This is a genomic window from Pseudenhygromyxa sp. WMMC2535 (genome assembly GCF_011083025.2).
This window is the reverse complement of the sequence record NZ_JABJWV010000001.1, coordinates 7067765-7091350: the sequence shown is the minus strand read 5'-3', so window position 1 is coordinate 7091350 and position 23586 is coordinate 7067765. Positions and strand designations below refer to the sequence as shown.

Sequence of the window (23586 nt, the reverse complement as noted above, 5' to 3'; positions counted from 1 at the left end):
GGCCTCGGCTGTCGCCTCGCGCCCACGGCCGGGTCGCTGCGGCCCCCGAGGCCGCGGTCGAGACGGCCGCGCGGGGGCGCCTTCGCGGGCCTTTGTCGCTACATGAAGGTCTCCATGACCATCAAACACGACATCAAGCACCCGCGCTGGCTGGCCGCCCTCACCCTCAGCTTGGGCCTCGGCGCCCTGCTGCCCTCGCTCTTCGCTGAGGCCGCCATCCCGGCGCAGACGCCCCCCGATCGCTGCGCCGAGCTCGACGCGTACGGCTACCCGGCCTACTGCGAGCCCACCGGCCCGGATCTCGCGCCCTGGTGGGGAGACGAGGTCTGCTGCGACGGGGCGGACTGCGTCGAGCCGTCGCTCTCGGGCTGTGGCGAGCGCGAGCCCTACTATTGCGACTACGCCGAGGTCCACCCCGACGGCTCGCTGACCTGCATGTGGGAGGCGCCCGCGTTTTGCGAGGTCTTCGACTGCCCCTTCGAGCAGGTCGAGCTGCCCCCCGAGGCGGTCCCCGTGGGCTGGCCGCTGTGCTGTTACGGCCTCGAGAACTGCTACGACTCCATGGGCGGGCCGTGCGGCGGCGTGCTGATCTACTGCTACAGCGCCGTGACCTGGGAAGACGGCGTCGTCGAGTGCCTCGACGCCAGCCCAGCCTAGACCAGCATCAGGCGCTCACTCTCGGCCGCCCACGAGCGGCGTGGAGGCGCGCGGCTCGGCGCACACGCCTTGCCGCAAGGAGACGAGCAGGGCCTCTCGCAAGGAGCCCTGCTCGTCGCCTCGGGCGAGGGGCAGCGCGCCCTCGAGCTCGCGAGCGAGGCCAGCCAGGCGCTCCGGTGAGCGGCGCTCGAGGATGAAGCTCAGCCGCGCGAAGGCCTCCCTGGCCGCGTCGTGGGCCCCCATGCCCGCCGCCGCGAGGACCTCGAGGCGCAGCGGATCGACGAGCTCCGGCGCGTCGAGGCCATAGAGGGCCTCGCCCTGGACGCGGGCCCAGTGCGCAGAGGCGAAGGCCGAGGCTGGGTCGTCCACCTGCAGCTGCGCCCGCGCTCGGACCACGGCCGCCTCGCAGGCCAGGCGCCGGCGCGGGCCGTCGTCGAGGTGCTCGAGGGAGGCGTCCGCGACCTCGAGGCGACGCAGCGCGGCGCGGGGATCCACGGGCACGAGGGCGCGGCCACGCTCGATCTCGGCCTCGACGCGGGCGCGCTCGTCGAGCGCGGCACGGCCGAGCAGCGCGCCGACCTGCGCGTCGTCGCTGAGGATGCGGTGAGCCAGCGCCGCGGGCAGGCCGGCGCCTGGTCGCTGCGCCTCGGCCTGGGCGGCGGACAGGCGCAGGCGCTCGACGTGGAGCTCGACGTGGAGCTCGAGGCCGTCTGCCGCCAGCGCCTCGGCCTGCGCCAGCGCCCGCGAGAGGATCTGCTCGGCGCCCCCGAGATCGCCCTCTTCGGCGACCAGGCGAGCCCGCCAGCGCTCGCCGCCGAGGCGCTCCTCGGCCCCGAGCAGCAGCCCCCCTCCCCGGGCCAGCGTATCGACCCGCGCGAGCTCGCGGCGGGCCACCCCGAGGGCCCCAGTGCGCACGGCCAGCTCGAGGCGCAGGCTCGCCGGCCCCACGCTGGGAGCGGCCCGCCAACGCCCGCCGGCCACCACCGCGGAGGCCCGCCTCCGCTGCGCGCTGGCGGGGCCCAGGCAGCGCGCCGGCGGCTCGAGCTCGAGGAGCAGCCTCCGGCCGACCTCCTTGCTGCCCGCGGCCTGCTGGAGCAGCTCCAGCGCCGCGATGAAGCGCCCTCCCTCGCGCTCGAGACAGCTGACCACCGCCGGATCCGGGCGCTCGCACAGCGACGGCCACAGCGCGGCCCAGTCTCGCCCCCAGCGCGCGAAGGTCTCGCTCTCGATCCCCGCGCGGCCCCTCCCCTCGTCCACGAAGGCGACCTGCCTCACCACCGCCCCCTCCGCCGCGATCACCCGCGCGTGCGCACGACACTCGGCCGCCTGGACCCGCGGCGCGAGGGCCCCGACCACCGCGGACAGCACGGCCGCGGCCCCAGCCCCGGCCAGCAGGCGCGGGCGCAGCCGTCGCCAGCGTCGACGAGGACCCTCGACCTTCTCGAGGGCCTCTGCGAGGGCCGCCACGCTGGGCCAGCGCTGCCCGGGGTCCTCCGCCAGGCCGCGCTGGAGCAGCCCCTCCAGGCGACGCGGCGTGCCCCGGGGCGGGCTGCCCCGAGCGACGCGGCCCGTGGCCAGGCAAGCGAGGAGCGCCTCGGCGCCGCCCGGAAAGGGGCGCACGCCAAAGAGCGCCTCCCAGGCGGTGACGCACAGGCCAAACTGATCGGCCCGGCCGTCGACCTGCGCGCCCAGCAGGCGCTCTGGCGCCATGTAGGGCAAGGTCCCGCCCGTCGGCGCGGCTCTGTCCTCACCCGGGGCCTCCCCCGGCTCTTCACGCCGAGCGACCTGCACCGAGGGCTCGCCACCGGCGGGGCCCCGCGCCTCCACGAGCGCCTGAAACAGGCGCCAGTCCCCCGACTCCGACGGCTCCAGGCCCAGCTCCACCCCCGACGCCGCCATGGCCACGAGTTCGCCGACACGCCGCCCCCCGCGAGCCCCCAGCCCGACGTCCAGCCCGACGTCCAGCCCGGGGACCTCGAGCCCCTCGAGCCCCTCGAGCCCCTCGAGTCCCCGCGGCAGGCCCAGGCCGCGTCGCGCCTCCTGATGGGCCAGACCAAAGTCCGCGACCCGCACCCGCCCATCTCGCCCGATCAGCACGTTCCCCGGCTTGATGTCACCGTGGAGCAGCCCCGCCTCGTGGACCGCCGCCACCCCGCGGCACGCCGCGACCAACACCGCCAGGGTCTCCGACCACGCCCGCGGCCGCTCCTCCAGCCACTGGCGCAGGTTTGGCCCGTCGACCAGCTCCATGGCGATATAGACCAGGCCGCCGCAGCGGCCGACGTCGTAGACCGCCACGACGTTTGGGTGGGCTATCTGCGCCAGACACCGGGCCTCGCGCAGAGCCACGGCGCTCGCCCGATCGCAGGTCAGCACCTTGAGCGCCACGGTCCGCTCCAGCTGCGGGTCCCAGCCCTCGAAGACCTGCCCCATCCCCCCGCGACCCACGCAGCCGCGCAGCTCGAAGCGGCCCAGGCGAAGCGGGCCAAACGAGGCGGGGGAGCCGGGCGAGGCCTCGAGCTGCACCCGGAGCGCCTCGAGGGCCCCGAGCTCGGCCAGAACCCCGTCCCCCTGGCTGTCTCCGGGGCTGTCTCCGGGGCTGTCTTCGGGGCTGTCTTCGCCGTGCCTGGGGATCATCGTCGAGTGCTCGGGGCTCGAGATGGTGCGCAATGATCACCTCGAGGTGTGGCGACTCAGTATGTTGAGACTCGCTCGGTGAGTAAAGCGATGTGCGGCGAGTTCGAAGAGACTCCTGGCCCGATTCCGGGACACGTACATCACGCCCGCGACCGACCGACAGACGCCTCCCCGAGGGTGGCCAGAACAGCACGATCTCCCAATTTAAGTGCAGCGCACAACGTGAGATTGGTCGTCAATTCGCGATTCAGGCAAATAATACCACTCTGACCAAGAATATAATCATAGCAAAATGAGACCACGCCAATCACCCAAACCAGAACATACGCATAGAGGCATCGAGAACATCATCGATGCGACTCACCGCCGCCACCAACCCGCGCGAGATCGCCCATCGGCCGCATCCGGATTTTTTCCTGCCCGAGGTCGAGACGATCTCCCGTGTCCAGACCTCGGGACACCTCGGCCCGACCTCGACAACGCAAGCGGCCGCCAGCGACAGCGCGCCAGCGGCCTCGACTTCGCGCCCGCGCTCACTTGGCCGGGGGCCGGCGGACGATGCGGATCGTCTCGATGATCTCGTCGTCCACGGGCTTGTCGTTCACACCCACGGCCACGTTGGCGATGGTGTTGGCCACGTCCACGCCGGCGGCCGTGCAGCGGCCAAAGACCGTGTGCGCGCCGTCGAGGTGGCCAACGGGCTCGAGGACCACGAAGAACTGGGCGCTGCCCGTGGCCGGGCCCTTGTTGGCCATGCTCAGGGCGCCGCCGTCGTGGCCGAGCTCCGGGTGGATCTCGTCGGGGATCACGTAGCCCGGGTTGCCGCGGCCCGTGCCCGTGGGGTCGCCGCCTTGGATCATGAAACCGGGGATGACCCGGTGGAAGGTGGTCCCGTCGTAGTAGGGCTCGCCCTCGATCCACTGGTCGAGATCGCTGTCGTACCAGGGGCGCAGGCCCCGGGCGAGGCCGACGAAGTTGGCCACCGTCGAGGGCGTGAGCGCCTCGAAGAGCTTGCAGTCGATCACCCCGCGGGGCGTGACGATCTCCGCCCACAGCTCACCGCTGCCCTCGATCCCCGCGAGCGCGTCCTCGAGTTCGAAGAAGCCATCGACGGGATCTCCCTGGGCCTGGTTGAAGGCCAGGATCTCGTCGAGGCTCATGCCCACGGGCGGCTCCTGGCCGCGCTCGAACTGTGGCTCGGGCGGCCCGGCCTCGCCGTCGCCGGCCTTGCCACCGCCGCCAGCCTTGCCACCGCCGCCCTCTTTGCCGCCCGCCGCGACCGCTGGACCGGGACGCCCCGCGCCCTGCGGCCCGCTCGGCTCGGCCTCGACATAGTCCGCCTCGCCGGGCAGCGGCGGCGGCGGCGTGAACACGCAGGCAGACGTGAGCGCCACCACGGCCACCACAGAGGAGTGCGTCCCCCCCCGCGCGCGACCGAAAACGCGACCAAAAGCGCGACGAGAGGCGCGCACGTGCGCGCGAGGGCAGCCCTGAGAAGGGGACGGCATCGACGTCCGAGGGTGAACGCAGGGCGGCGCCTTGACAAGCCCCCCCAGACCGGCCAAAAAGTGCGGCCTTCTGCTGGCGCAACGAGCCCAGCGAGGCGAACACGAGCGAGCCAGGCGAGACAGCCAAGAGCGAGACAGATTATGGCGAACCATAAGCAGGCCGAAAAGCGCAACCGTCAGCGGATCAAGCGGCGCTCCCGCAACCTCCTTCACCTCAGCACCATGCGGACCTACATCAAGCGCGTCCGCCGTGCCATCGACGACGGCGACCTCGAGGTGGCCAAGAGCACCCTCCCCACGGCCCTCAAGGCCATCGGCAAGGCCAGCTCCAAGGGTGTCATCCACCAGCGCACCGCCTCCCGCTACAGCTCGCGGCTGACCCTCGCCGTCAGCCGTGCCGAAGCCGAGACCGCGGCCGAGGCCAACGCCTGAGAACGCCCTCCTCGCTCGTCGACGAGACCCACCTGCCCTTCGTGGCGGTGGGTCTTTGTCATTGGTTGGCTCCCGGTCTGGCTCCAGCCACCCACGCTTGGCGCTAGCTTCCTGCCGAGATCCCCTCGCCCGGAGCTCTCAGGGGCCCTTCAGAGGCTCTCTCAGCGGCGCGCGTCGACCCCAGGCAGGGCCTGGCAGGTGTCGAGGATCCACCGCTGGAGGGCCATGTAGGGCGAGTGGTAGGCGAGCTTCGAGCCGCCCTTGAGATCCGCGTCGAGGCGCGCCAGGCCGGCGTAGGCGGCCCGTAGACGGCGCTCGTCGAAGCGCCCGGCCTGATCCCGCAGGCGCTTGACCACGTAGGGCTTGATGTTGAGGGCCGCCGCGGGATCGTCGGCGAAGGCCGCCGTGCACAGCCTGCGCATCTGCCACAGCAGCAGGCCGAGGAGCTTCATGGCCTGGCCGGAGTCGCGCTCGCCGGCGTGGAACATGCGCGCGAGGATCTCCAGGGCGCGCACGTGATCCCCCGCCCCGATCGCGTCGGTGAGATCGAAGGCGCTGGTCTCCCGGGTCGCCGCGACCACGGCCTCGACGTGCTCGCGCTCCACCGCCTGGCCGCCGGCGAAGGCCGCCGCGCGCTCGAGCGCGGGCAGGAGCTCGGACATGCTCGGGCCCACGGCCGAGACCATGGCGTGGGCGGCCTCCATGCTCAGCGCGAGGCCGCGGTGCCGAGCCTCGTCACGCAGCGCGGCCACGGCCTCGTCGTCCCCCGCGGGCGCGAGCTTGAGCTCGACCACGGCCTTGGCCTTCTTGGCGGCCTTGACCAGCTTGGAGGTGCCCTTGAGCCCCGCGCTGGTGATCAGCAGGACGGTGCTGGGGTTGGGCGCGTCGAAGTAGGCGATCAGCGCGTCGATGGCCTCGTCACGCTTGGACTCGAGCGGCTTGGCCTCACCCTCGAGGTCCTCCGCCCGGCGGTGGCGGCCAAAGTCCTCCGGCGAGCTGAGCTCGACCAGGCGCCGCGGGCACATCATGGGGACCTGCTCACAGGCATTGAGCACCTCGGCGGCCGCGTGGACGTAGGGCGCGTCGAACTGCTCGTGGTTGAAGGCCTCCATGCCCGTGGACACGCCGCCAGGGCGCAGCGCCGCCTCGCGGATCGCCGCGACCACGGTCTTGATGGCCGCCGAGTCCTCGCCCCACAGCAGGTAGACCGGCGCGAGCTCGCCGGCCGCGAGGGCCTCGAGCAGGCGCTTCACCGCCCTGCCCCGCTCCTATCACCGCTACGCTCCCCACTACGCTCGACAGTCGCAACGACCTCGACCTCGGGGGTCATGGGCATCATGTCGAAGACCCGCACGTCGACCAGACGCAAGCTGGCGTCGGCGGCGAGCATGGCCTGGAGATCCCGGGCCAAGGTCGCGGGGTCACAAGACACGTAGACCACCCGGCGGCGGACGACCTGCGCGAGATCCCGCGCCGCCTGCTCGCCGATGCCCGCCCGCGGGGGGTCGAGGACGATCACGTCGTAGGGGCGATCGCCCTCGGCGAGCTTGGCCAGCAGGCGCTCGGCCTGGGCGCGCTTGACGTTGACCGACAGCCCCCAGCGCTCGACGGTGCGCTGGAGCGTGGCCACGGCCTCGCGGTCGGCGTCGCTGGCCCAGACGCGGCGACCGACGCGGGCGAGGACGCGGGAGAAGTTGCCCACGCCAGCGTGGAGCTCGAGGATCCGCGGGCCCTCGGCCGAGCCCGAGCCCGCCGCCGCGGCCATGTCCGCGACGTGCTCGACGAGGGCGTGATTTTGCGCCGCCTGGGCCTGGCTGAAGGTGAAGGGGCCCTGGACCACGGGCAGCGTCGCCGAGCCGGGCACGCTGTCGAGCTCGAGCCAGGTCTGGCCGACGCCGTGGCGCCCCCGCCCACCGCGAAGCTGGACGCCGAGGAGCACCGGGGCCTGCTCGTCTTGCTCGGCGGCCGCCTGCGAGGCCTCGATGACCGCGCGGATCGCCGCCTCGAGCTCGGGATCCGGACGCACCCCCGGCAGCCCGAGGACGACCTCGCGGCCGTTGGACAGGCCGAGGATCTCGCCCGTCGAGGGCAGCCAGGATGCCCACGCCCGGGCCTGCTGGAGCGCCCAGTCCAGGGCCGCGTCGAGCACCAGGCAGCGCTCGCAGTCGACGACCTCGCGGGAGTGGTGGCCAAAGAAGCCCAGGCTGAGGCCGCCCGGCGTGCGGGTGTAGTGCATCCGCGCCCGGCGGCGGTAGCCGAGGGCCGAGGGGCTGGCGACGATCGTGAAGTGTGGCCCCTTCGGCGGCAGCGGGAGCCTGCGCAGCTGGCCCGCGACGATGCCCTGCTTGAGCTCCGCCTGGGCCGCGGGCGCGACGTGCTGCCAGCTGCAGCCGCCGCAGCGATCGGCCAGAGGACAAGGCGGCTCGGCCCGCAGCGGGGCCTCGCTGGCCGCGAGCAGCTCGACCACGTGCCCCCGCAGCCAGCGCTTGTGGCGGGCGTCGATGGCCACGCGGACCAGCTCACCAGGGAGGGCGCCCTCCACGAAGCAGACCCGGCCTTCGGGCTCTCCCTCGCTGTCACGGGGCGCCTCGACGCGCCCCACCCCCTCACCGCCGTGGGCGAGATCATGGATACGAACAGTCAAGGTCGCGTCGTTCACCGACCGCGGACGTTAGGCGATCGTCGCCCCGAGGTCCAGGACCGCGACCCGGCGCTCACAGCCACCCCGCGAGGCCCACGAGCAGCGTCGGCGCGACCACGCGCGAGTCCAGATACTCGCTGCGCGCGAGCACCTCGCCCGACTCGTCGCGGAACTCGAGCACGTAGTCGTAGTCGATCAGTGACACGCGCAGGCCCACGGCCACGAAGAGCGACAGCGGCGGGCGCACCAGCCAGTCGAGCTGAAGCCGCGGCTCGACTGCCGGAACCACGCGCAGCGCCCCGGCGATGGCGACCGAGTGCTCGGCCTGGAAATCGACGGCCGAGCGCTCGACCAGCTCCACGACCGCGCGCAGCTGGGCGTCGACGGCGAGGCGCGAGCTGGTCCACACGTGCTGGTAGCCGGCGGCGAGCGCGAGGGGGAAGCGCCGAACCCGGATATCGGCGAGGCCCGCGTCCGAGGGGTGCGCCAGCAGCTCGCGGTAGGGCTGCGTGATCTGGTAGCTCAGGCCCAGGTGCGCGCCGGCGGGAAAGCGCACGCCCACGCCGAGCTCGCCGCCGCTGTCCCAGGGTCGCTCGCGCGCCCAGGTCTGACCGATGTAGCCGAGCTGCACACGCGCGTGCACGCGGTCGGCGAGCAGCTCGCGCTCGCCTCGATCGCCTCCGTCTCGCTCGCCTCGCTCTGCGCCCTCTGCCTGATCTGCGCCCTCTGCCCGATCTCCACCCTCTGCCCGATCTCCACTCTCCCCCTCGCCCTGCCCCTGCTCTGTCCCCATCGCTGCCTCACCCTCCCCCGCGCCTTCGAGCTCCGCCTCGACCATCACCAGGCGGCCCGAGATCAGATCCGTGACGAAGTGGCGAATGATCACCGCGGCCGTCTCCATGCCGGCCTCGTCCGCGGCACGCACGCTGCGGCGCAGCAAGATCGGCGGACGCGGGGCGTCGAGATCCGCGACGAGGTAGACGGCCAAGGTCCCCGGATCGGCCTCCGGCTCGAGCCAGATCGCCGCCAGGGCCCCGCGCTCGCGCAGCGCCACCTCGACCTCCGCCAGGCGCGCGTCGAGGTCGATCCGCGGACGCATCTGCGCGACCTCGAGGCGCACCGCCACGTCGTTGAGCTCGGTCCGGACCGCGCGGCGCAGGTCCTCGCCGCGCGCGTCGTCCTCGATGGCGAGGACGATCAGCGGACGCGCCTCGAGGGTGTCCGGCTCGGTGTTGGGCTCGGTGTTGGGCTCAGTCGTGGGACCAGCAGCCGGCGCAGCGTCGACCGCCGCCCCAGGCGGGCCGGCCAGCACACTCCAGGCCCACAGGGCCGCCCACGCGCCTCGCACTCGCTCAGCCTACGGCACAACCTCGCGCCGGGCGAAGCCGCTTTGGAAGCGGTCCGCTGGCGCTCTACTGGGCCGCGCTGGCCCCCGGGTCAGCGGTCCCGGCCACGATCGCCGGGGCCCCCGAGCGCAGCGCCAGCAGGCTCTCCTCCGCGTGCTCCAGCTCGGCCGCGTCGATGCCCACGACCTCGTCGAGCATGAACTCCATGCTCCCCGAGACGACGTCGTAGAGCACCCCCACGATCCCCACGCGGCCGCTGCGAACGAGCCCGGCGATGGTCTCGCTGTCCTCGAGGACGCGCTGGACCACCGTGCGCACATTTTGCTTGGCGAGCTCGTCGACGAGCGCGGCCTTGCGCTCCTCGCTGATCCCCGCGCTCGCCCCGACGTCCTCCGCCCGATGCGCGATCTCGCCGAGCAGCGAGCTGAGGTGCTCCCCGCAGCTCGCCGCGTCGATCTGTCGCGCGCCGAGGGCCAGCTCGACGCCCGCGGAGATCAGCTTGCTGCGCGTGTGCCCGAGCACGACCACCAGGCGCGAGCCCGCGACGGCGCAGCCATACTCGAGGCTCGCCAGGACCTCGCGGCCGAGGACGTTGCCCGCCACGCGCACGCTGAAGATGTCGCCCGGGCCCTGATCGAAGATCAGCTCCGCGGGCACCCGCGAGTCGATGCAGCTGAGCACCGCGGCGATCGGGTAGGCGTCGAGGCGCGGCCGCAGCACGCGGTTGACCCGCCTGCCGGTGACGAAGCGGAGGTTGCCCTGGCGCAGGATCTCGACCACCTGCGCCGGGCTGACCCGCTCTTGCAGCTCGCGGGCGGAGAAGTCGACGAACTGCACGTCATCGATCCCCCGCCCACGATCGCGCTCGTCGAAGCCAATCATCGACAGCGAGACCCCGCGCACCGGGGCCTTCTCGTCACGAAATTCGCGGATCATCGCGAGCACGTCGGGGTCGATGTACTCGGTGTCCGTGGCGTCGAGGAGCGCCTGGGTGCCCTCGGGGATCTGATCGAAGACGCGCTCGAGGGCGGCCTGGTTGAGGAAGCTGACCTGATCCGGAAGCTCGATGTGCAGGACCTCCCTGGCGAGGTGGCGCTCGGCGATGCGCCGGACCGGGCGCTTGGACTGGCGGCTGATGATGAAGGCCAAGGCGATGGCCATGCCAATGCCCAGCCCGACCAGCAGATCCGTGAACACGATCGCCACGACCGTGGCCGCGAAGGGCACGAACTGGTCGTAGCCCGCGTCCCACATCTTGCGGATCAGCGCGGGGCTGGCCAGGCGAAAGCCGGTGACCAGGAGGATCGCCGCCAGGCAAGACAGGGGGATGCGGTTGAGCAGCCCGGCCAGCAAGAGCACCGCGCCCAGGAGCAGCGCGCCGTGGACGATCGTCGCGCGCTTGCTGACGCCGCCGGCGTGGATGTTGACCGAGCCGCGGATGATCACCGCCGTGACCGGCAGGCCACCGAGCAAGCCAGCCACGATGTTGCCCGCGCCCTGGGCCATGAGCTCGCGGTTGGCCGGGGAGCGCCGCTGCTGAGGGTCGAGGCGATCGACAGCCTCGACATTGAGCAGGGTCTCGAGCGAAGCGACGATCGCGATGGTCAGCGCCCCCGTGTAGATCGCCGGCTCTCGCCAGCGCGAGAAGTCCGGGAAGCTGAGCAGGTCGGCGACCCCCGACAGCCCGCCCTCGACGACCGGGACCTGAACGAGGTGGCTCGACTCGATCAACCACGGCCCGCCCATGGTCTCGAACACCCAGCCCATGCCCAGGCCGAAGAGCACGACCACCAGCGGCGCGGGGATCCCCGACTTGGCCAGGCGCTCCGAGCGACTCCAGGCGACCAACAGCACGAGCGAGAGCAAGCCGATGACCGCCGCCCCCATGTGCAGGTCGCTGATCGTGGCCAGCAGCTCGCTGAAGGTGTTCTCGTGGTCGGGCTGCTCGAAGGCCATCTCGCCCTCGGGATCCGTGTCGTGGCCGAACACGTGGGGGATCTGCTTGAGGATCAGGATCACCCCGATGGCCGCGAGCAGGCCCTTGATCACGCTCGTCGGCACGAAGGTGGTGAACACCCCGGCGCGCCCGAGGCCGAGGCAGATCTGGATCACCCCGGCGAAGGTCACACACAGCAAGAAGGCCTCGAAGGAGCCCAAGCTGGTGATCTGCGCGAGGACGACCGCGGTCAGCCCCGCGGCGGGGCCGGACACGCTGGTGTGCGAGCCGCTCAGGGCGCCGACGACGAGGCCCCCGACGATGCCGGCGACGAGGCCGGACATCAGCGGCGCGCCCGAAGCCAGGGCGATGCCCAGGCACAGCGGGAGCGCGACCAAGAAGACGACGAGGCCCGCGACCGCGTCGCGGAGGATGCCTTGGACGCCGGTCGGCGGGGACGGCTTTGTTGTGGAATTGGACGCGGGAGGCGCGGATTGGCTCATGATGACGACGTGACGAGATCGCTGGCGGTGGACGAATGGGTGCGGACACACGATGCAGCTCGCCGCGCGCCCTCGGTGGTGAACACCGCGAGCGCGCGCCGGCTGATCAGCAGCCCGCGTCGTCCGAGTCGTCGTCGTTCGAAGGCGGCCGTCGACGCGGCCGCTGCCAGCTCGGCGCGGGCGGAGGATCCGTCTTGGGCGCGAGCGTGCGCGGCTCGACCGGTCGAGGCGGCGCCGCGACGGTCAGCCGAGCTCCCAGGAAGCTCTCGCGTCCCCGTCGGGCCTCGACGCGCTCGGCCTCGATCGCCTCGATCGCCTCGCCCTCCCCCTCGCCGTCTCCCTCACCGCCGCCTTCGCCCTCTTCGATCAGGTCGCGCTCACTCGCGCTCGCGAAGACCGTCGCGCCCGCGCCGAAGAGCACGATCACCATCACCATCACACGGCCGATCCAAGCCAGCAGAGCGCTAGCTGGGTGGCGGCGGCGGGTGAGCGAAGAGCGCACGTTCCCCTGGGTTTAGCACGGACCGAGACTCGACAGGCCCCCTTCGTTTAGATGGGGCCTGGCACCGCATCCAGCGTCATTTGGCACCATGGTCCCAGGCGCTCGGCGCGAACAAGTGCGCCCGGACCGCCCCACGGGTTACACTTCCGCCCTTCCATGTGGCGCCAAGCGATCAGCCCCGATGTCCGTGCCCGCATCGAAGAGCTCGATCTGCCCTTCAACCGCTGGGGTCTCGATCCCTACGGCGTCTCCAAGGAGCACCTCGGTTTCTTCCTCTCGAGCCTCGGCCTGGCCTACCACCACTACTTTCGCGTCCGCACCTTCAACATCCAAAACGTGCCCGACACCGGGCCGGTGATGTTGATCAGCAACCACTCCGGTGGCCTGCCCACGGACGGCGGGATGATCCTCGCGTCGATGTTCTTCGACCATGATCCGCCCCGCCTCGCCCACGGGATGGTCGAAAAATTCGCGCAGAACTGGCCGGTGCTCAGCCCGCTCTTCTCGCGGGTTGGCCAGCTCCCGGGGCTGCCCGAGCACGCCAAGCGCCTGCTCTCCGATGGCCGGGTGCTGATGGTCTTCCCCGAGGGCGCGCGCGGGACCGGCAAGCTCTACCGCGATCGCTACCAGCTGGTTCGCTTCGGCACCGGCTTCATGCGCATAGCCCTCGAGATGAACGCGCCGATCGTCCCGCTCGCCTTCATCGGCGGCGAGGAGGCCATCCCCACGATCCACCACTCCAAGACCCTGGCCAAGATCTTCAAGGCGCCCTACGTGCCGATCACCCCCTACATCGTGCCCTTCCCCCTCCCGGTCCACTGCGAGGTTCACTACGGCAAGCCGATGCGCTTCGAGGGCAGCGGGGCCGAGCCCGACGACGTGATCGAGGGCTACGTCGCCCAGGTCAAGGAGCAGGTCGAGCAGCTGATCGCCGACGGCCGCGGCTCTCGCTCGCGCAACATCGCGGAGGAGCCGTGAAGGTCCTCGTCACCGGCATCGCCGGGGCCCACGCCCAGCACGTGGCCCTGCGCCTGGTCGAGCGCGGCCACGAGGTCCTGGGCATCGACGTGCGCCCCTGGCAGGGCGCCCCCCGGGGCGTGAAGATGTTCCAGACCGACGTCCGCAAGCGCCCGGCCGCCGACGTGTTTCGCGTGCACCGCCCCGACGTGGTCATCCACATGGCCACGGTCACGCACTTCGACACCAGCGCCGAGCAGCGCTACCGCGTCAACCTGCGCGGGACCCAGGCCGTGTTCCGCCACTGCGAGGAATTTGGTGTCCGCAACGCCGTGTTCGTCGGGCGCCACACGATCTACGGCGCGGCCGCCGACGCCCCGCTCTACCGCACCGAGGACGAGCCGCCGCTCGCCGTCTCGACCTTCCCCGAGCTCGCCGATCTCGTCGCCGCCGACCTCTACGCCAGCCGGGCGCTGTGGAGCTGCAAGTCCATGCGCACCGCCGTGCTGCGCTGCGTCTACGCCCTCGGCCCCAGCGGCCGCGGGACCCTGGCGAGCTTCCTGGCCGGGCCGCGCGTGCCCATGGCCCTGGGCTTCGACCCGCTCTTTCACGTGATGCACGAGGCCGACACCGCCGCGGCGATCGTCGCCGCCGTCGAGCACGAGATCGCCGGGGTGTTCAACGTCGCCGGCCCGCCCCCGGTGCCCCTGTCGATCCTCTGCCAGGCCACCGGGCGCACCCCCGTGCACCTGCCCGAGGGCGTGCTCCCCCGGGTGCTCGGGCGCTTTGGCCTCCCGCGCCTGCCCAAGGGCGCCATCGGCCACCTCAAGCACCCCGTGGTCGTCGACGACAAGGCCTTCATCGCGGCCACGGGCTTCACCTACCAGTGGGACGAGCACGCGACCATGAACGCCTTCCGCAGCGCGACCATCCTGCGTGAAGATCGAGGACTCTAGGAGCCCGTGGTGAAACCCAACACGACACCTCGCTTGGTCTTTTCGCCGATGGCGTTGTCGCCAAAACTTCCAGTACACCCGGTACAGCGGCGTTTTGGCTTCGCGCCCTCGACGAAAATCCCGGCGCGACTCCTCGCGCCGGGTTTCACCACGGACTCCTAGCACCCATGACCGAGCCCTTCCCCCCGCTCCCCTCCAGCTGGCAGGCCGCCCTCGGCCCCGAGCTCGACAAGCCCTACTTTCAAAAGCTGCGCGCCTTCGTGGCCCGAGAGCGCGCCGAGCATCAGGTCTTCCCCCCCGCCGAGGAGACCTTCGCCGCCCTCGAGCACACGCCCCTCGAGGACGTGCGCGTGGTCGTGCTCGGCCAGGACCCCTACCACGACGACGACCAGGCCCACGGCCTTTGCTTCTCGGTGCGCCGCGGGATCAAGGTCCCGCCCTCGCTGCGCAACATCTACAAGGAGCTGAAGACCGACCTCGACATCGACGCCCCGGACCACGGCTTCTTGGAGGCCTGGGCCGACCGCGGCGTGCTCCTGCTCAACACCGTGCTCACGGTCCGCGCCCACCAGGCCAACTCGCACCGCAAGCAGGGCTGGGAGACCTTCACCGACGAGGTCATCGCGGCCTGCGCGGCCCGAGAGGCGCCGATGGTCTTCGTGCTGTGGGGCAAGCCGGCGCAGAAGAAGGCCGCGCTGATCGAGCGCGTTGGCGAGGGGCGTCACGCCATCATCGCCATGGCTCACCCCTCGCCGCTCTCGGCCAAGAAGTTTCTGGGTACGCGGCCGTTTTCACAGGTCAACGCGGCGCTCGAGGGCTTTGGGGTCGAGGCGATCGACTGGCGCTTGCCGGACTAGGAGCCCGCAGTGAAACCCAAGCTTGGTTCCACCACGGAATCCTGAATACGCCCCTAAGCCATCGAGATCAAACAAGTTTCTGGAGCCCGGCTAGACCGTCTCCACCATGTCTCCACTCCCGACCGGCGAGCCGGGCGAAGGAAGTTCGAGGAGCTTGATCGCCCGCTCGAGCGCAGCAGGGCTCAAGTGCATGTAGCGCTGCGTCGTCTGGAGGTTGCCGTGCCCGGCGAGCTCCTGGATCGCCCTCGCGGGCGCCCCCCTCATGGCGAGGTGGGAGCAGAAGGTATGCCGGAGCTTGTGGGGCGACCTGTACTTCAGCTTGGCCTGCCGGCACAGCTTCATGAGCCAGTTCGCCAGGCTGTTGACGTGCAAGGGCTCCCCGTCGTCCTCGTAGAGGACCCGCGGGCCTTGTGAGTGCCGGTGCTTCCTGAGCGCCTTCGTGAGCCGCTCGGTCATGGGGACCGTGCGGATCTTGTCGTGCTTGGGCAGCGTCACGTGGCCCTCCCACTCCGCCTGTTCGACCGTGAGCAGCCGCCGGCGGAAGTTGATCGACGACCACTCGAGGCCGCGGATCTCACCGGAGCGCAGGCCCGCCTCGCCGCCGAGCAGGACCATCACGAGCATGCGGTGGTCCAGCCGCGTCGCTGCGGTGACCAGCGCCTCGAACTCGTCGAAGTCGTAGAACTCCATCGCGGTCATGGGCAGCTTGAGCATCTCGATCTCGAGGGGCATCGCCTCGATGATCCGCCAGCGGACGGCGACCTTGAGCATGGTCTTGACCTGCCCGAGGAGCTTGTTGACGGTGCTGTTGGCGAGGTGTTTGCGCTGGCCCTTGAAGAGCTGGATGTCCTCGGGCGCGAGCTCGTGGAGCCGAGTGCCCCCGAAGGCGGGGAGGATGTGAAGGCGCAGCTTCTTCTTGGTGTTCTTGACGGTGGTCGGCTTGTGCCGGTTGGCGTACACGTGTCCTTCGAGGAAGCGCGGCGCGAACTTGGCGAAGGTCGGGACCTCCTTCGTCTCGGACCGGGGCGCCGCCCCGGCCTTGGTGCGCGTCGACGTCTTGGGCGTGGGCCCGTGCTTGAGCAGGTGGCGCTCCCGCTGCTGACCCCAGCGCAACGCGGCCGACTTGAGCTCGACGGGCGCCTTGCGGCGCTCGCGGTATCGCTCTCCGTTGTCGAGCCGGATCATGATGTCGACTTCCCAGCCGCCCTTGCGGTACGGCCTGATTTTCACGGTCATTGCCTGTCTCTCCTGACAGGCGCGACCGCACGTCTGATGCCCACCCAGCCTAGCAGCGGGGGATCGACCTAGCCAGCCCACGGGCCAGGCTCGACGGAGGAGGCCAGCCACGCCTCGAGAGCGTCACGGCGGAAGCGCAGCCGCCGGCCGAGCTTGGTGACCCCGGGGATCTCTCCGCGCTCGACCATGGCGTACACGGCCTTGCGGCTCACGCGGAGGAGCTGGGCGACCTCGTCTGCCTGGAGGAGCAGGGGGAGGTCTTCGAAGCCTGGCAGGCGACGGGAGCGGCGCGCCATCCAAGGAGTGTGGCGCGGGTCCGAAAGGCCGCCAACGGCCGTGGGGCGGGGATCGATGCCGACGTCTTGCGATCGTTCCGGTGTGTAGGCCGGGCGGTGATGTCGGGTCGCACAGTCGTCCTTTGGGTGGCTGGGCTTCCGGCCACCCGTGACCCCGAGCGCGTCGCCCCCCTGCAAGCCCTTTCGGCATCAAGGCAAGGAATACAGGCGTCAAGTTCTAGTGGCTCCGACGCGTTCTTTCGCTGTGCTCAACGCCTTTCGGCATCAAGGCAAGGAAGACCGAGGTGAAGACCAGACACCACGCGAGCGGCTGCCACAGCCTGTGCTCAACGCCTTTCGGCATCAAGGCAAGGAAGACCCCGGGTCACCAGCAGCGAGGGCGGCCAGCGCTCGCTGGTGCTCAACGCCTTTCGGCATCAAGGCAAGGAAGACAAGCATCTCCGAAACGGTGCGCTCAACCTGCTTCGCCGAGTGCTCAACGCCTTTCGGCATCAAGGCAAGGAAGACACAGCCGTTGGTGACTCTCATGTCGGGGAGCGCCGAGACAGAGTGCTCAACGCCTTTCGGCATCAAGGCAAGGAAGACCCTGCCTCTGCAAGTCCGCAAGATAAAACACTTTTTTCACCTCCTCCGCAAGCACCTCCCCGTGCGCTCTCTCCGCACGCCAAAAGGAGACCAACCCCTGACCCAAAACCCCGCCAAACGACGTTCCCTGGCCCCAAATCCCCCGGTGAGCACCTCTGCCCCCCTCCACAGCCTCTAAGTGCGCGTGTTCATTCATGAAAGTTGTCAAACCGGGGCTTCCCTCGGCAAACACCCGGAGGTGCTCACCCCTGCTCAGAAGCTGTCGTGTTGGCGGATCGAGAGCAAAATACGCAAACCCTGACCTCGATGGTAGCACTTTTCATGCAAGCATCAGGTGCTCCCCAGTGGGCTCCCAGCTGGCGAGCAGGCCCAGGGTGATCCGCTCCGCACGCTCGAAGTCTCCCTCACCCTCGTGGCGACATATTGAGGGAGCAAGGCGTCGAAACGTTCATTCAGGGCAACTGCGAGGACGAGGGGCGCCACACCTGCACGCGCGCGCATTTCATTGATCGCATCCACACGATCGCGCAGATCTTCATCCGGCCGAAGCGGCGTCCGATCACTCACCATTTGTGACCATGCGCACTGCACGTTTGCCGAGGGAATGCCTAATCAATTCACCTACTCACTGAGCCTGACGTCGAGGGGCACGACCGCGGGAGCAAAGCGCAGGCGGGCCCCTCGGCGAATGCGGCCTACGGCAGTGGGCCCTCGGTCTCGGACGTCCACATGCATCTGTACCGCATCGCTGATCACCAGCAGCCGCACCGCGGGATCATCGGCCGCTCCCGGACCGAGACGCCAAGCACAGCCGTGAACACGACCATCGACTCGCCAGGCCGTTCTTGGATCGGGGGCTTACCCCTTGAGGCAATCGAGCAACACCTGCAACACCCTGAGCATCTGCCTCACCTCCTGCGTCTCGAGCCCCCTGAGTAAATCCTGGAGCTCCCGACTCGGATCCAGCTCGCCAAACTCGAAGGCCGCGAAGAGCGTGCTGAGGCTGAGCGTCATTCCCTGGGAGAGCTTCCTCAGCGTGTCGAGGCTCGGCGAGAAGTTCCCCTTCTCGAGCCGGCGGATCGTGTCCGCGGACAACCCCGAGCTCTCGGCGAGACCCTCTTGAGTCATGTTCCGAGCCTTGCGCAGAGATCGAACATGACTGCCAAAGTCTTGCCTGAACTCATTGTCGGTCGTGTTCATCAATCACCGATACCGATTCGATAGAGACATTCTCGCTCAGGAGGCGAGCTCGCATTTCGGGCGATCACCACAGCGGGCCCAGGCTCAGGGTGCACGAGACAAAAGGATCGGCTCGCACGTAGGCGTTGCCGGAGTGAGTCTGGAGCAGGGCAGGCACGCCATCTCGTGTCTGATAGATCTCCAGCCGCCGTCGGGGCCGGTCGATGAGCCAGACGAAGGCCACTCCGGCCGCGGCGTAGCGCGGCAGCTTGCGCTGGCGGTCGAGTTCCTCGAACGCAGGCGTGAGTAGCTCGCAGACCCAGTCCGGCCGCTTCTGGGCGCAGATGTGCTGCGCCTCGAACTCCGCGGCCTCGCCCTCGTAGCGCCACCCTGCGATGCCGGGCACGAGCAGCTCTACTCCATCGAGCCGGAGCAATGGTTCCTCGAGGAGTAGCCACCCCTCGCGCCGCTCCAGCTCGCTGAGCAAGGTCGAGCGCACGACGAGGTCGAAGAAGTGGGGCGCGGGTCGACTGTAGAGGTCTCCCCCGATCAGCTCCGTCACCCGGTCTTTGCGATCGTGCTGGTTGAAATCACGAAAGGTCGCCCCTCGCTTGATGGGCTTTGGCAGGGCGCGGCTCATCGCAGGCACGCAGGAGGGGCCCAACTAGGAACGCTCTACCAACCCCCAGCGTGTTCCGCTGGTCTGACCGTGACGCCGCACGACCCCCGCGGCCTCGAGACGGCGCATCGACGCTTGCAGCTTCCAGCGAGGGCCCCCGAGGCGAGTTCGCAGGTAGGCCGCCGCGACAGGCCGTCCAGCTGCGGTGAGCACCTCGATGGCGAGCTCATCGAAGTCCTCCCCGGTGGCCTTCTTGGCGCGCCCCAGGCGGGCGTAGTCGATCGCTGACGGGTCGGAGTCGCCGCCCTGCGCAGTGCGGCTCACCTGAAGGAGCTCATCGATCGTCAGGGTTCTGAGGACCGGAGCCAGGGGGTCGTCGCTCATGACGAAGCTGGCGAGCTCGCCGAGGCTGATCTCCGGATGACCATAGATGACGCGGAGCACCGCGCTGCGCTGACCGTCTTCGAGAAGGGCTTCCAGGCTCACGCCTTTAGGTCACCAAACCCCTCGAAGTGATGGCCCAAATCTGGGAAGCGGAACGAGAGTAAAGTCACTCCCCGGACGGGGGCGCTTGGCTTGCTTCTACGACTCTAAGAAGGAGATGGGCGCAAGTTCGAGTTGGACACACGAAATGATGTCCTTGCACCAGTATCTCGTGACGCCGAAGAGTGCGGCCCCTGACACCGAGCAACTCGTTAATCGTAAATATGTCTGGTGGCAGCATGCTCATGTGCCGGAAGTCCAAAGAAAAAATCTCTCACTTCTTCTGCTGACCTCTTCGGTTCTGCTGCCAGCCTGTGGAGGAGCGTTTGGTGGTGGCGATGACGAGGCTGGTAGTCTGATCGAGCAGGTGTGCAGCACGGACTGCAATCACCCCGAGCAGTGCTTGCTACAGACCAAGGATGATCCTGGGCCGGATGACTGGGAGGTTGTCTTTTTGTGCGGATTCCATCTATAATCTAGAGAATATGGGAATTCAAATTGAGCGTGATGGAGTCGCACTGAACCTTCGCTATGAGGTAGCGCCGTGAGCCTACGTCTACGCTGGGTGCTTCTTCCCCTGCTGGGCCTGAGCTGCTCGGAGCGCCCGATTCCCGAGCCGATTCCCGATGGTACGGCGCAGCGCTACGCTGAGGCGCTCTGTGCTTCGGTTCAGGACTGTGGCTGTGGCTACTTCGAATCTTCCGAAGCCTGCGAGGTCGTGGTGGCCGAGCAGTTCGATGCCATCGCTGGGGGGCTGCGCGACTTCGACCAGGAGTGCTTTGACGCCTTTTTGGCAAGCGGCGCCTATGAGAGCTGTGGCACTCCCCAAGAAGCGAGGGACCTCTTTCCCGATTGTGCAGCGTTTTACGGCTCGGCTGTCGAGGGGGAATCTTGCATTCCCAACGCGCTCTTTGGAGACATGAACCCCACTGACACCTGCGTGGAGGGAGTGGACTGCTACTTTGTCACCGGCGTGTGTGACAATGACCCGCCTTTTCCAGACTTCAAGTCAGAAGGGGACATCTGCTCTGAAGCGTTAACAAACAATTGCTTCAATGAATATCTCTACTGTGATGAGGGTGTTTGTCGGCAGCGGGCGGAGTGCGATGAACCTTGCACGCATGTCTTCGGTTGCCACTTCGGGTTCTGCCAAGGTCTCCAGGAGGATGGCGAGGGTATTTGCACACCTCGGTTGGACTTTGGTGATCCCTGCGACCCCAAGGACTACTACAGTTGTGACCCGCCGCTCGGTGGGGACTACGGGTGGTGTAGCCCGACAACGCAACACTGCAAAGACACGATTCCCTACGCTTGTCAGACGATCCTCCAAGCCCTCGGTCCTTCTACGTATTGATAAATTGACTGAAAAATAGTTCGTGATGGCAAACTCGTTCCCCCCAAGAGGGGGGGCAGAGGATGTGCAGCATCGCTGTATGCAGATGCGCATGGTTGCTGGGGAGTGCGCCTTCAGGACGAGGAGCTGCTTAGAGAAACCCGGGGCTTCCTCTGGCTCTCATCGAGCAGTCGCCGGAGCTGACGAACCACCTCCCCCATGCGCCACCGAGCCGTGCTCAGCTGGATGGACTCGGCCTGCGCGAGCGCTTCGGGGCGACCTCCCGCGAGGCGATGCCGAAGCGCACGCACGAAGATCGAGCCGAGCTTGGCCACAGCGCTCTCCAAGCGGCTCGCCTGCTCCTGCATCTCGAGCTCCTGACTGGGGCTCTTGTCTCGCGCCAGTGGTTCGGCCTCGAGCTGCACCCAGGGCCGCCTGACCTGGCTCTGGTGGGCTTGAAGGCGCTTGTTCTTTGCAGTCACCCGCAGCCAGCGCAGAAGGGAGTCTTCCTGCCGAGGCTCGAAGGACCAGATCTTCTCCCAGACAGCCAAGAAGGCGTCATGAGTGAGATCCCCAGAACCCAGCATGCGCTCGAGCTCCTCGGCGAGCACCTTGCCCAGCGCCTGACTGGCACCGGGCTTTTGGGCGAGCGTGTCGACTCTGAGTTTTTCCAAACGCTTGGCCAACCCTTCGTCGTTCACCATCAAACGCTATCACTGACTGCAACCGACGCGAAACTGTACCAAGGTCCATGCACGTTGGTGTAGGATTGGCGCCCCGGGGTCCCTCGTGGAGATCAAGTACCATTCCGAAGAGCAATACGTGCCGATGACGCCCGAGGAATTCGAGGTGATCGAGCGCGAGTACGCCAAGGTCTTCGGCCCCGATGACGCGATCGATCGTCCCCGCGCCGCCGATGAGGGCAAGGATCGCTACGCCGAGGGACCCTGGCGAGAGCTGCGACGCGAGGTCGATGAGCGTCATCTGAGTGCCGTGCTGGGTGACGGGGAGCACGTGGCCATCGGGCGCTTCGAGCTGCTCTGGGAGATCGGCCATGGGGGCATGGGCGTGGTGTTCCGGGCCTGGGACTCCACGCTCGGGCGCATGGTGGCGCTCAAGCTGTGGACCGACGCGATGCCCAGCGAGGACGCGCGGATGCTTCAGGAAGCGCAGGCCCTGGCTCGCCTCTCGCACCCCAACGTGGTCTCCGTGTTCGACGTCGGCGAGTACGAGGGCCACCTCTACGTGGTGATGGAGTTCATCCGTGGTCAGGACGCCGCGCACTGGGATCCGCGCCACTGGAGGGAGGTGCTCTATGTCTACGGCCTGGCGGCTCGTGGTCTGATCGCCATCCACGCGGCCGGCTTGGTCCACAACGACTTCAAGCCCGAGAACCTGCTGCTCGGGGACGATGGGCGCGTGTGCGTGGCGGATCTGGGCCTGGCGGCGTCGATGCCCCGGGGCGTTGAGTCGGAGCAGAAGCCTGGGGGGACGACCGGCTACATGGCGCCCGAGCGCGTGATCGGGGGTCCTGGGGATGCACAGTCCGATCAGTTCTCGTTTTGTGCGGCGGTCTACGGGGCGCTCTATGGGACGCTGCCCTTTGGTGGAGGGACACGCATCGCCGTGCTCGAGGCCATGGAGGCCGGGGAGTTGGCGGCCGGAGACAGAGCCCTGCCGGGGATCCCTCCGCGGGTCCGGGCTGCGTTGCTTCGGGGGCTGGCCTGGCGAGCGCAAGACAGGCACCCGAGCATGGAGGCCCTGCTCGCCGAGCTCGAGAGCGCGGAGCGAGAGGCACTGGAGCGGAAGACGCGCAGGCGTTCGATGTGGGGGCAGGTGCTCCTTGGGGGTCTGCTCTTGGCCTCCCTGGGAGGATTTGCGGTAACCAAGCTCGGAGATGTGCCTGGCAGTGAGGATTCCTCGCCGGTCCTGCCGCTGCCCTCGGTCCCCAGGTGGTGGGTGGGGTTACATGAGAACCTGGAGGCGTGGAACGCGGCATCTGCGGGGAAAACACAAGAGTGTTATAGCCACTGGCTGTTGAGCCGAGAGCTCCTTCAACGGACTCTTCCCCGTGCCCACAGTCTTTTCTCAGAGGCGATCTCAAACGAGATTCTCGAGTTATCCCCGACACCCGCCAACTACATCATTGCAGGCTGGATCGCGGAGGGGGCATCTCAGTCATGGGAGTATACCGAGGATTGGAGGCGAGCATCCATGGCCAGGAGTCAAGCCGCGTCTTTGCTCGAAAGTGCAGGCGAAATCGATCTGGCGAGGTTGCAGCAATACTGCGCAATCGCCAATGCAGTTGGAGAGCGATGCGACTACTCTTCACAGCCCGCTGTCCCATCTATGTTTGAATAAGGCGAATCGCAGTGAACGAAGAACCCTCCACATATTTCAGCGAAGCTGAGCTCGTAGCACTCGTTACTGCTCGAGTAGCAGCACAGCGGAACCGTATATACAAGAGATGAACTCCCCGAGGGCGCCACATCACAGAACCCTCGATCGCAGGCATCGTCGAAGGGCTGGTAGCACACGACCTCCCCGTTGTTCTTCTCCCCGTAGTCGCACCACATCTTGATGCCTGTCGTGCATCGCCCGTTCTCGTCGGTGGCCGTACAGCTCGCGCTCGCGCCGATCGAGCAGCACACGTGGTCGGCCCACAGCGGCGCGTCGGGCCCGGTCCACTTGCAAAAGCGAGAGAGCCTGGTGCCCTCGCTGTCGGTGACTGGTGCGCCGATCTCATCGAGGTAGACGTCGTCGCAAAGATCCGGAAGCGAGGCCAAGGCCGAGGCTGGCAGCAGTAGTCCCAGGGCAAAGGCGAGTATGAGCGTGTTGTTCCTGATCATGATGGGCTTCCTCTAAGGGCCAAAGGTAGCCCACTTCGAGCTCTGAAGGCGAGAGGAACTCGAGCAAGCCTCTG

Annotated in this window: 22 protein-coding genes and 1 CRISPR repeat array; of the genes, 8 read left to right on the top strand and 14 right to left on the bottom strand. The window is 68.6% G+C overall.

What is annotated here, in order from left to right; all coding sequences use genetic code 11:
- The first annotated feature begins 114 nt into the window (after window positions 1–114).
- Window positions 115–657, top strand: coding sequence for a hypothetical protein (locus G6O69_RS27615; protein WP_172306472.1), 543 nt, complete (start codon window positions 115–117; stop codon window positions 655–657).
- 15 nt (window positions 658–672) lie between these two features.
- On the opposite strand, the gene G6O69_RS27610 is transcribed toward G6O69_RS27615, so the two are convergent.
- A complete protein-coding gene (locus G6O69_RS27610) occupies window positions 673–3327 on the bottom strand; it encodes a serine/threonine-protein kinase (RefSeq protein WP_172306471.1) in 2655 nt (884 codons plus the stop codon).
- 500 nt (window positions 3328–3827) lie between these two features.
- Complete coding sequence (locus tag G6O69_RS27605; RefSeq protein ID WP_217909923.1) at window positions 3828–4688, bottom strand: peptidylprolyl isomerase; 861 nt, start codon at window positions 4686–4688, stop codon at window positions 3828–3830.
- Window positions 4689–4943: 255 nt separating this feature from the next.
- On the opposite strand from G6O69_RS27605, the gene rpsT reads away from it, so the two are divergent.
- The gene (gene rpsT / locus G6O69_RS27600; RefSeq protein ID WP_172306470.1) at window positions 4944–5234 is read left to right on the top strand and encodes a 30S ribosomal protein S20; all 291 of its coding nucleotides are present in this window, start codon (window positions 4944–4946) and stop codon (window positions 5232–5234) included.
- 161 nt (window positions 5235–5395) lie between these two features.
- Here the strand turns inward: rpsT and holA are convergent, their stop codons facing one another.
- The 5 genes from holA to G6O69_RS27575 form a co-directional block, all read right to left on the bottom strand.
- A complete protein-coding gene (gene holA / locus G6O69_RS27595; protein ID WP_172306469.1) occupies window positions 5396–6487 on the bottom strand; it encodes a DNA polymerase III subunit delta in 1092 nt (363 codons plus the stop codon).
- Entirely contained in the window at window positions 6484–7893 is a 1410-nt protein-coding gene (locus tag G6O69_RS27590; protein WP_172306468.1) for a TRAM domain-containing protein, read from the bottom strand. Before G6O69_RS27590 ends, holA begins: the two co-directional genes overlap by 4 nt.
- Before the next feature lie 55 nt (window positions 7894–7948).
- Window positions 7949–9223 (bottom strand): hypothetical protein, encoded by a 1275-nt coding sequence (locus tag G6O69_RS27585; RefSeq protein ID WP_172306467.1) that lies wholly within the window; start codon window positions 9221–9223, stop codon window positions 7949–7951.
- Between the two features lie 64 nt (window positions 9224–9287).
- Window positions 9288–11660: a SulP family inorganic anion transporter gene (locus G6O69_RS27580; RefSeq protein WP_172306466.1), complete on the bottom strand. Its 2373-nt coding sequence runs from the start codon at window positions 11658–11660 to the stop codon at window positions 9288–9290.
- Between the two features lie 106 nt (window positions 11661–11766).
- Entirely contained in the window at window positions 11767–12096 is a 330-nt protein-coding gene (locus G6O69_RS27575) for a hypothetical protein (RefSeq protein WP_172306465.1), read from the bottom strand.
- A 222-nt stretch (window positions 12097–12318) separates the two neighbouring features.
- Between G6O69_RS27575 and G6O69_RS27570 the strand changes: the two genes are divergently transcribed.
- From G6O69_RS27570 to ung, 3 genes are all read left to right on the top strand, one after another.
- A complete protein-coding gene (locus tag G6O69_RS27570; protein WP_172306464.1) occupies window positions 12319–13140 on the top strand; it encodes a lysophospholipid acyltransferase family protein in 822 nt (273 codons plus the stop codon).
- Window positions 13137–14075, top strand: coding sequence for an NAD-dependent epimerase/dehydratase family protein (locus G6O69_RS27565; RefSeq protein ID WP_172306463.1), 939 nt, complete (start codon window positions 13137–13139; stop codon window positions 14073–14075). Before G6O69_RS27570 ends, G6O69_RS27565 begins: the two co-directional genes overlap by 4 nt.
- 167 nt (window positions 14076–14242) lie before the next feature.
- A complete protein-coding gene (gene ung, locus G6O69_RS27560; protein ID WP_172306462.1) occupies window positions 14243–14932 on the top strand; it encodes a uracil-DNA glycosylase in 690 nt (229 codons plus the stop codon).
- Window positions 14933–15022: 90 nt separating this feature from the next.
- On the opposite strand, the gene G6O69_RS27555 is transcribed toward ung, so the two are convergent.
- From G6O69_RS27555 to G6O69_RS27535, 5 genes are all read right to left on the bottom strand, one after another.
- Window positions 15023–16168 (bottom strand): site-specific integrase, encoded by a 1146-nt coding sequence (locus G6O69_RS27555; RefSeq protein ID WP_172303344.1) that lies wholly within the window; start codon window positions 16166–16168, stop codon window positions 15023–15025.
- A gap of 68 nt (window positions 16169–16236) precedes the next feature.
- A complete protein-coding gene (locus tag G6O69_RS27550; RefSeq protein WP_172302468.1) occupies window positions 16237–16464 on the bottom strand; it encodes a helix-turn-helix domain-containing protein in 228 nt (75 codons plus the stop codon).
- Window positions 16465–16633: 169 nt separating this feature from the next.
- Window positions 16634–17049: direct repeats of the CRISPR family, unit length 36 nt; unit sequence GTGCTCAACGCCTTTCGGCATCAAGGCAAGGAAGAC.
- Between the two features lie 858 nt (window positions 17050–17907).
- Window positions 17908–18249, bottom strand: a complete 342-nt coding sequence (locus tag G6O69_RS27545; RefSeq protein ID WP_172303343.1) for a helix-turn-helix transcriptional regulator — start codon at window positions 18247–18249, stop codon at window positions 17908–17910.
- 64 nt (window positions 18250–18313) lie between these two features.
- Entirely contained in the window at window positions 18314–18868 is a 555-nt protein-coding gene (locus tag G6O69_RS27540; protein WP_172303342.1) for a Uma2 family endonuclease, read from the bottom strand.
- Between the two features lie 24 nt (window positions 18869–18892).
- The gene (locus G6O69_RS27535) at window positions 18893–19333 is read right to left on the bottom strand and encodes a hypothetical protein (RefSeq protein WP_172303341.1); all 441 of its coding nucleotides are present in this window, start codon (window positions 19331–19333) and stop codon (window positions 18893–18895) included.
- Between the two features lie 145 nt (window positions 19334–19478).
- Between G6O69_RS27535 and G6O69_RS27530 the strand changes: the two genes are divergently transcribed.
- Window positions 19479–19805, top strand: coding sequence for a hypothetical protein (locus G6O69_RS27530; RefSeq protein WP_172303340.1), 327 nt, complete (start codon window positions 19479–19481; stop codon window positions 19803–19805).
- A 69-nt stretch (window positions 19806–19874) separates the two neighbouring features.
- The gene (locus G6O69_RS27525; RefSeq protein ID WP_172303339.1) at window positions 19875–20684 is read left to right on the top strand and encodes a hypothetical protein; all 810 of its coding nucleotides are present in this window, start codon (window positions 19875–19877) and stop codon (window positions 20682–20684) included.
- 113 nt (window positions 20685–20797) lie between these two features.
- Here G6O69_RS27525 and G6O69_RS27520 read toward each other — a convergent pair whose 3' ends face one another.
- The gene (locus G6O69_RS27520; protein ID WP_176396751.1) at window positions 20798–21337 is read right to left on the bottom strand and encodes a sigma-70 family RNA polymerase sigma factor; all 540 of its coding nucleotides are present in this window, start codon (window positions 21335–21337) and stop codon (window positions 20798–20800) included.
- A 154-nt stretch (window positions 21338–21491) separates the two neighbouring features.
- Between G6O69_RS27520 and G6O69_RS27515 the strand changes: the two genes are divergently transcribed.
- Complete coding sequence (locus G6O69_RS27515) at window positions 21492–23024, top strand: serine/threonine-protein kinase (protein ID WP_255216210.1); 1533 nt, start codon at window positions 21492–21494, stop codon at window positions 23022–23024.
- Here the strand turns inward: G6O69_RS27515 and G6O69_RS27510 are convergent.
- Window positions 22985–23512: a hypothetical protein gene (locus tag G6O69_RS27510; protein WP_172303336.1), complete on the bottom strand. Its 528-nt coding sequence runs from the start codon at window positions 23510–23512 to the stop codon at window positions 22985–22987. The two genes, G6O69_RS27515 and G6O69_RS27510, sit on opposite strands and share 40 nt — an antisense overlap.
- Between the last annotated feature and the right edge of the window lie 74 nt (window positions 23513–23586).

What these genes read in the sequence shown, in the direction of transcription:
- G6O69_RS27615 (WP_172306472.1), top strand. Translation starts at nt 115, where the DNA reads ATGACCATCAAACACGACATCAAGCACCCGCGCTGGCTGGCCGCCCTC.
- rpsT (WP_172306470.1), top strand. Translation starts at nt 4,944, where the DNA reads ATGGCGAACCATAAGCAGGCCGAAAAGCGCAACCGTCAGCGGATCAAG.
- G6O69_RS27580 (WP_172306466.1), bottom strand. Translation starts at nt 11,660, where the DNA reads ATGAGCCAATCCGCGCCTCCCGCGTCCAATTCCACAACAAAGCCGTCC.
- G6O69_RS27575 (WP_172306465.1), bottom strand. Translation starts at nt 12,096, where the DNA reads ATGGTGATGGTGATCGTGCTCTTCGGCGCGGGCGCGACGGTCTTCGCG.
- G6O69_RS27570 (WP_172306464.1), top strand. Translation starts at nt 12,319, where the DNA reads ATGTGGCGCCAAGCGATCAGCCCCGATGTCCGTGCCCGCATCGAAGAG.
- ung (WP_172306462.1), top strand. Translation starts at nt 14,243, where the DNA reads ATGACCGAGCCCTTCCCCCCGCTCCCCTCCAGCTGGCAGGCCGCCCTC.
- G6O69_RS27555 (WP_172303344.1), bottom strand. Translation starts at nt 16,168, where the DNA reads ATGACCGTGAAAATCAGGCCGTACCGCAAGGGCGGCTGGGAAGTCGAC.
- G6O69_RS27550 (WP_172302468.1), bottom strand. Translation starts at nt 16,464, where the DNA reads ATGGCGCGCCGCTCCCGTCGCCTGCCAGGCTTCGAAGACCTCCCCCTG.
- G6O69_RS27545 (WP_172303343.1), bottom strand. Translation starts at nt 18,249, where the DNA reads ATGAACACGACCGACAATGAGTTCAGGCAAGACTTTGGCAGTCATGTT.
- G6O69_RS27540 (WP_172303342.1), bottom strand. Translation starts at nt 18,868, where the DNA reads ATGAGCCGCGCCCTGCCAAAGCCCATCAAGCGAGGGGCGACCTTTCGT.
- G6O69_RS27530 (WP_172303340.1), top strand. Translation starts at nt 19,479, where the DNA reads ATGATGTCCTTGCACCAGTATCTCGTGACGCCGAAGAGTGCGGCCCCT.
- G6O69_RS27515 (WP_255216210.1), top strand. Translation starts at nt 21,492, where the DNA reads ATGACGCCCGAGGAATTCGAGGTGATCGAGCGCGAGTACGCCAAGGTC.
- G6O69_RS27510 (WP_172303336.1), bottom strand. Translation starts at nt 23,512, where the DNA reads ATGATCAGGAACAACACGCTCATACTCGCCTTTGCCCTGGGACTACTG.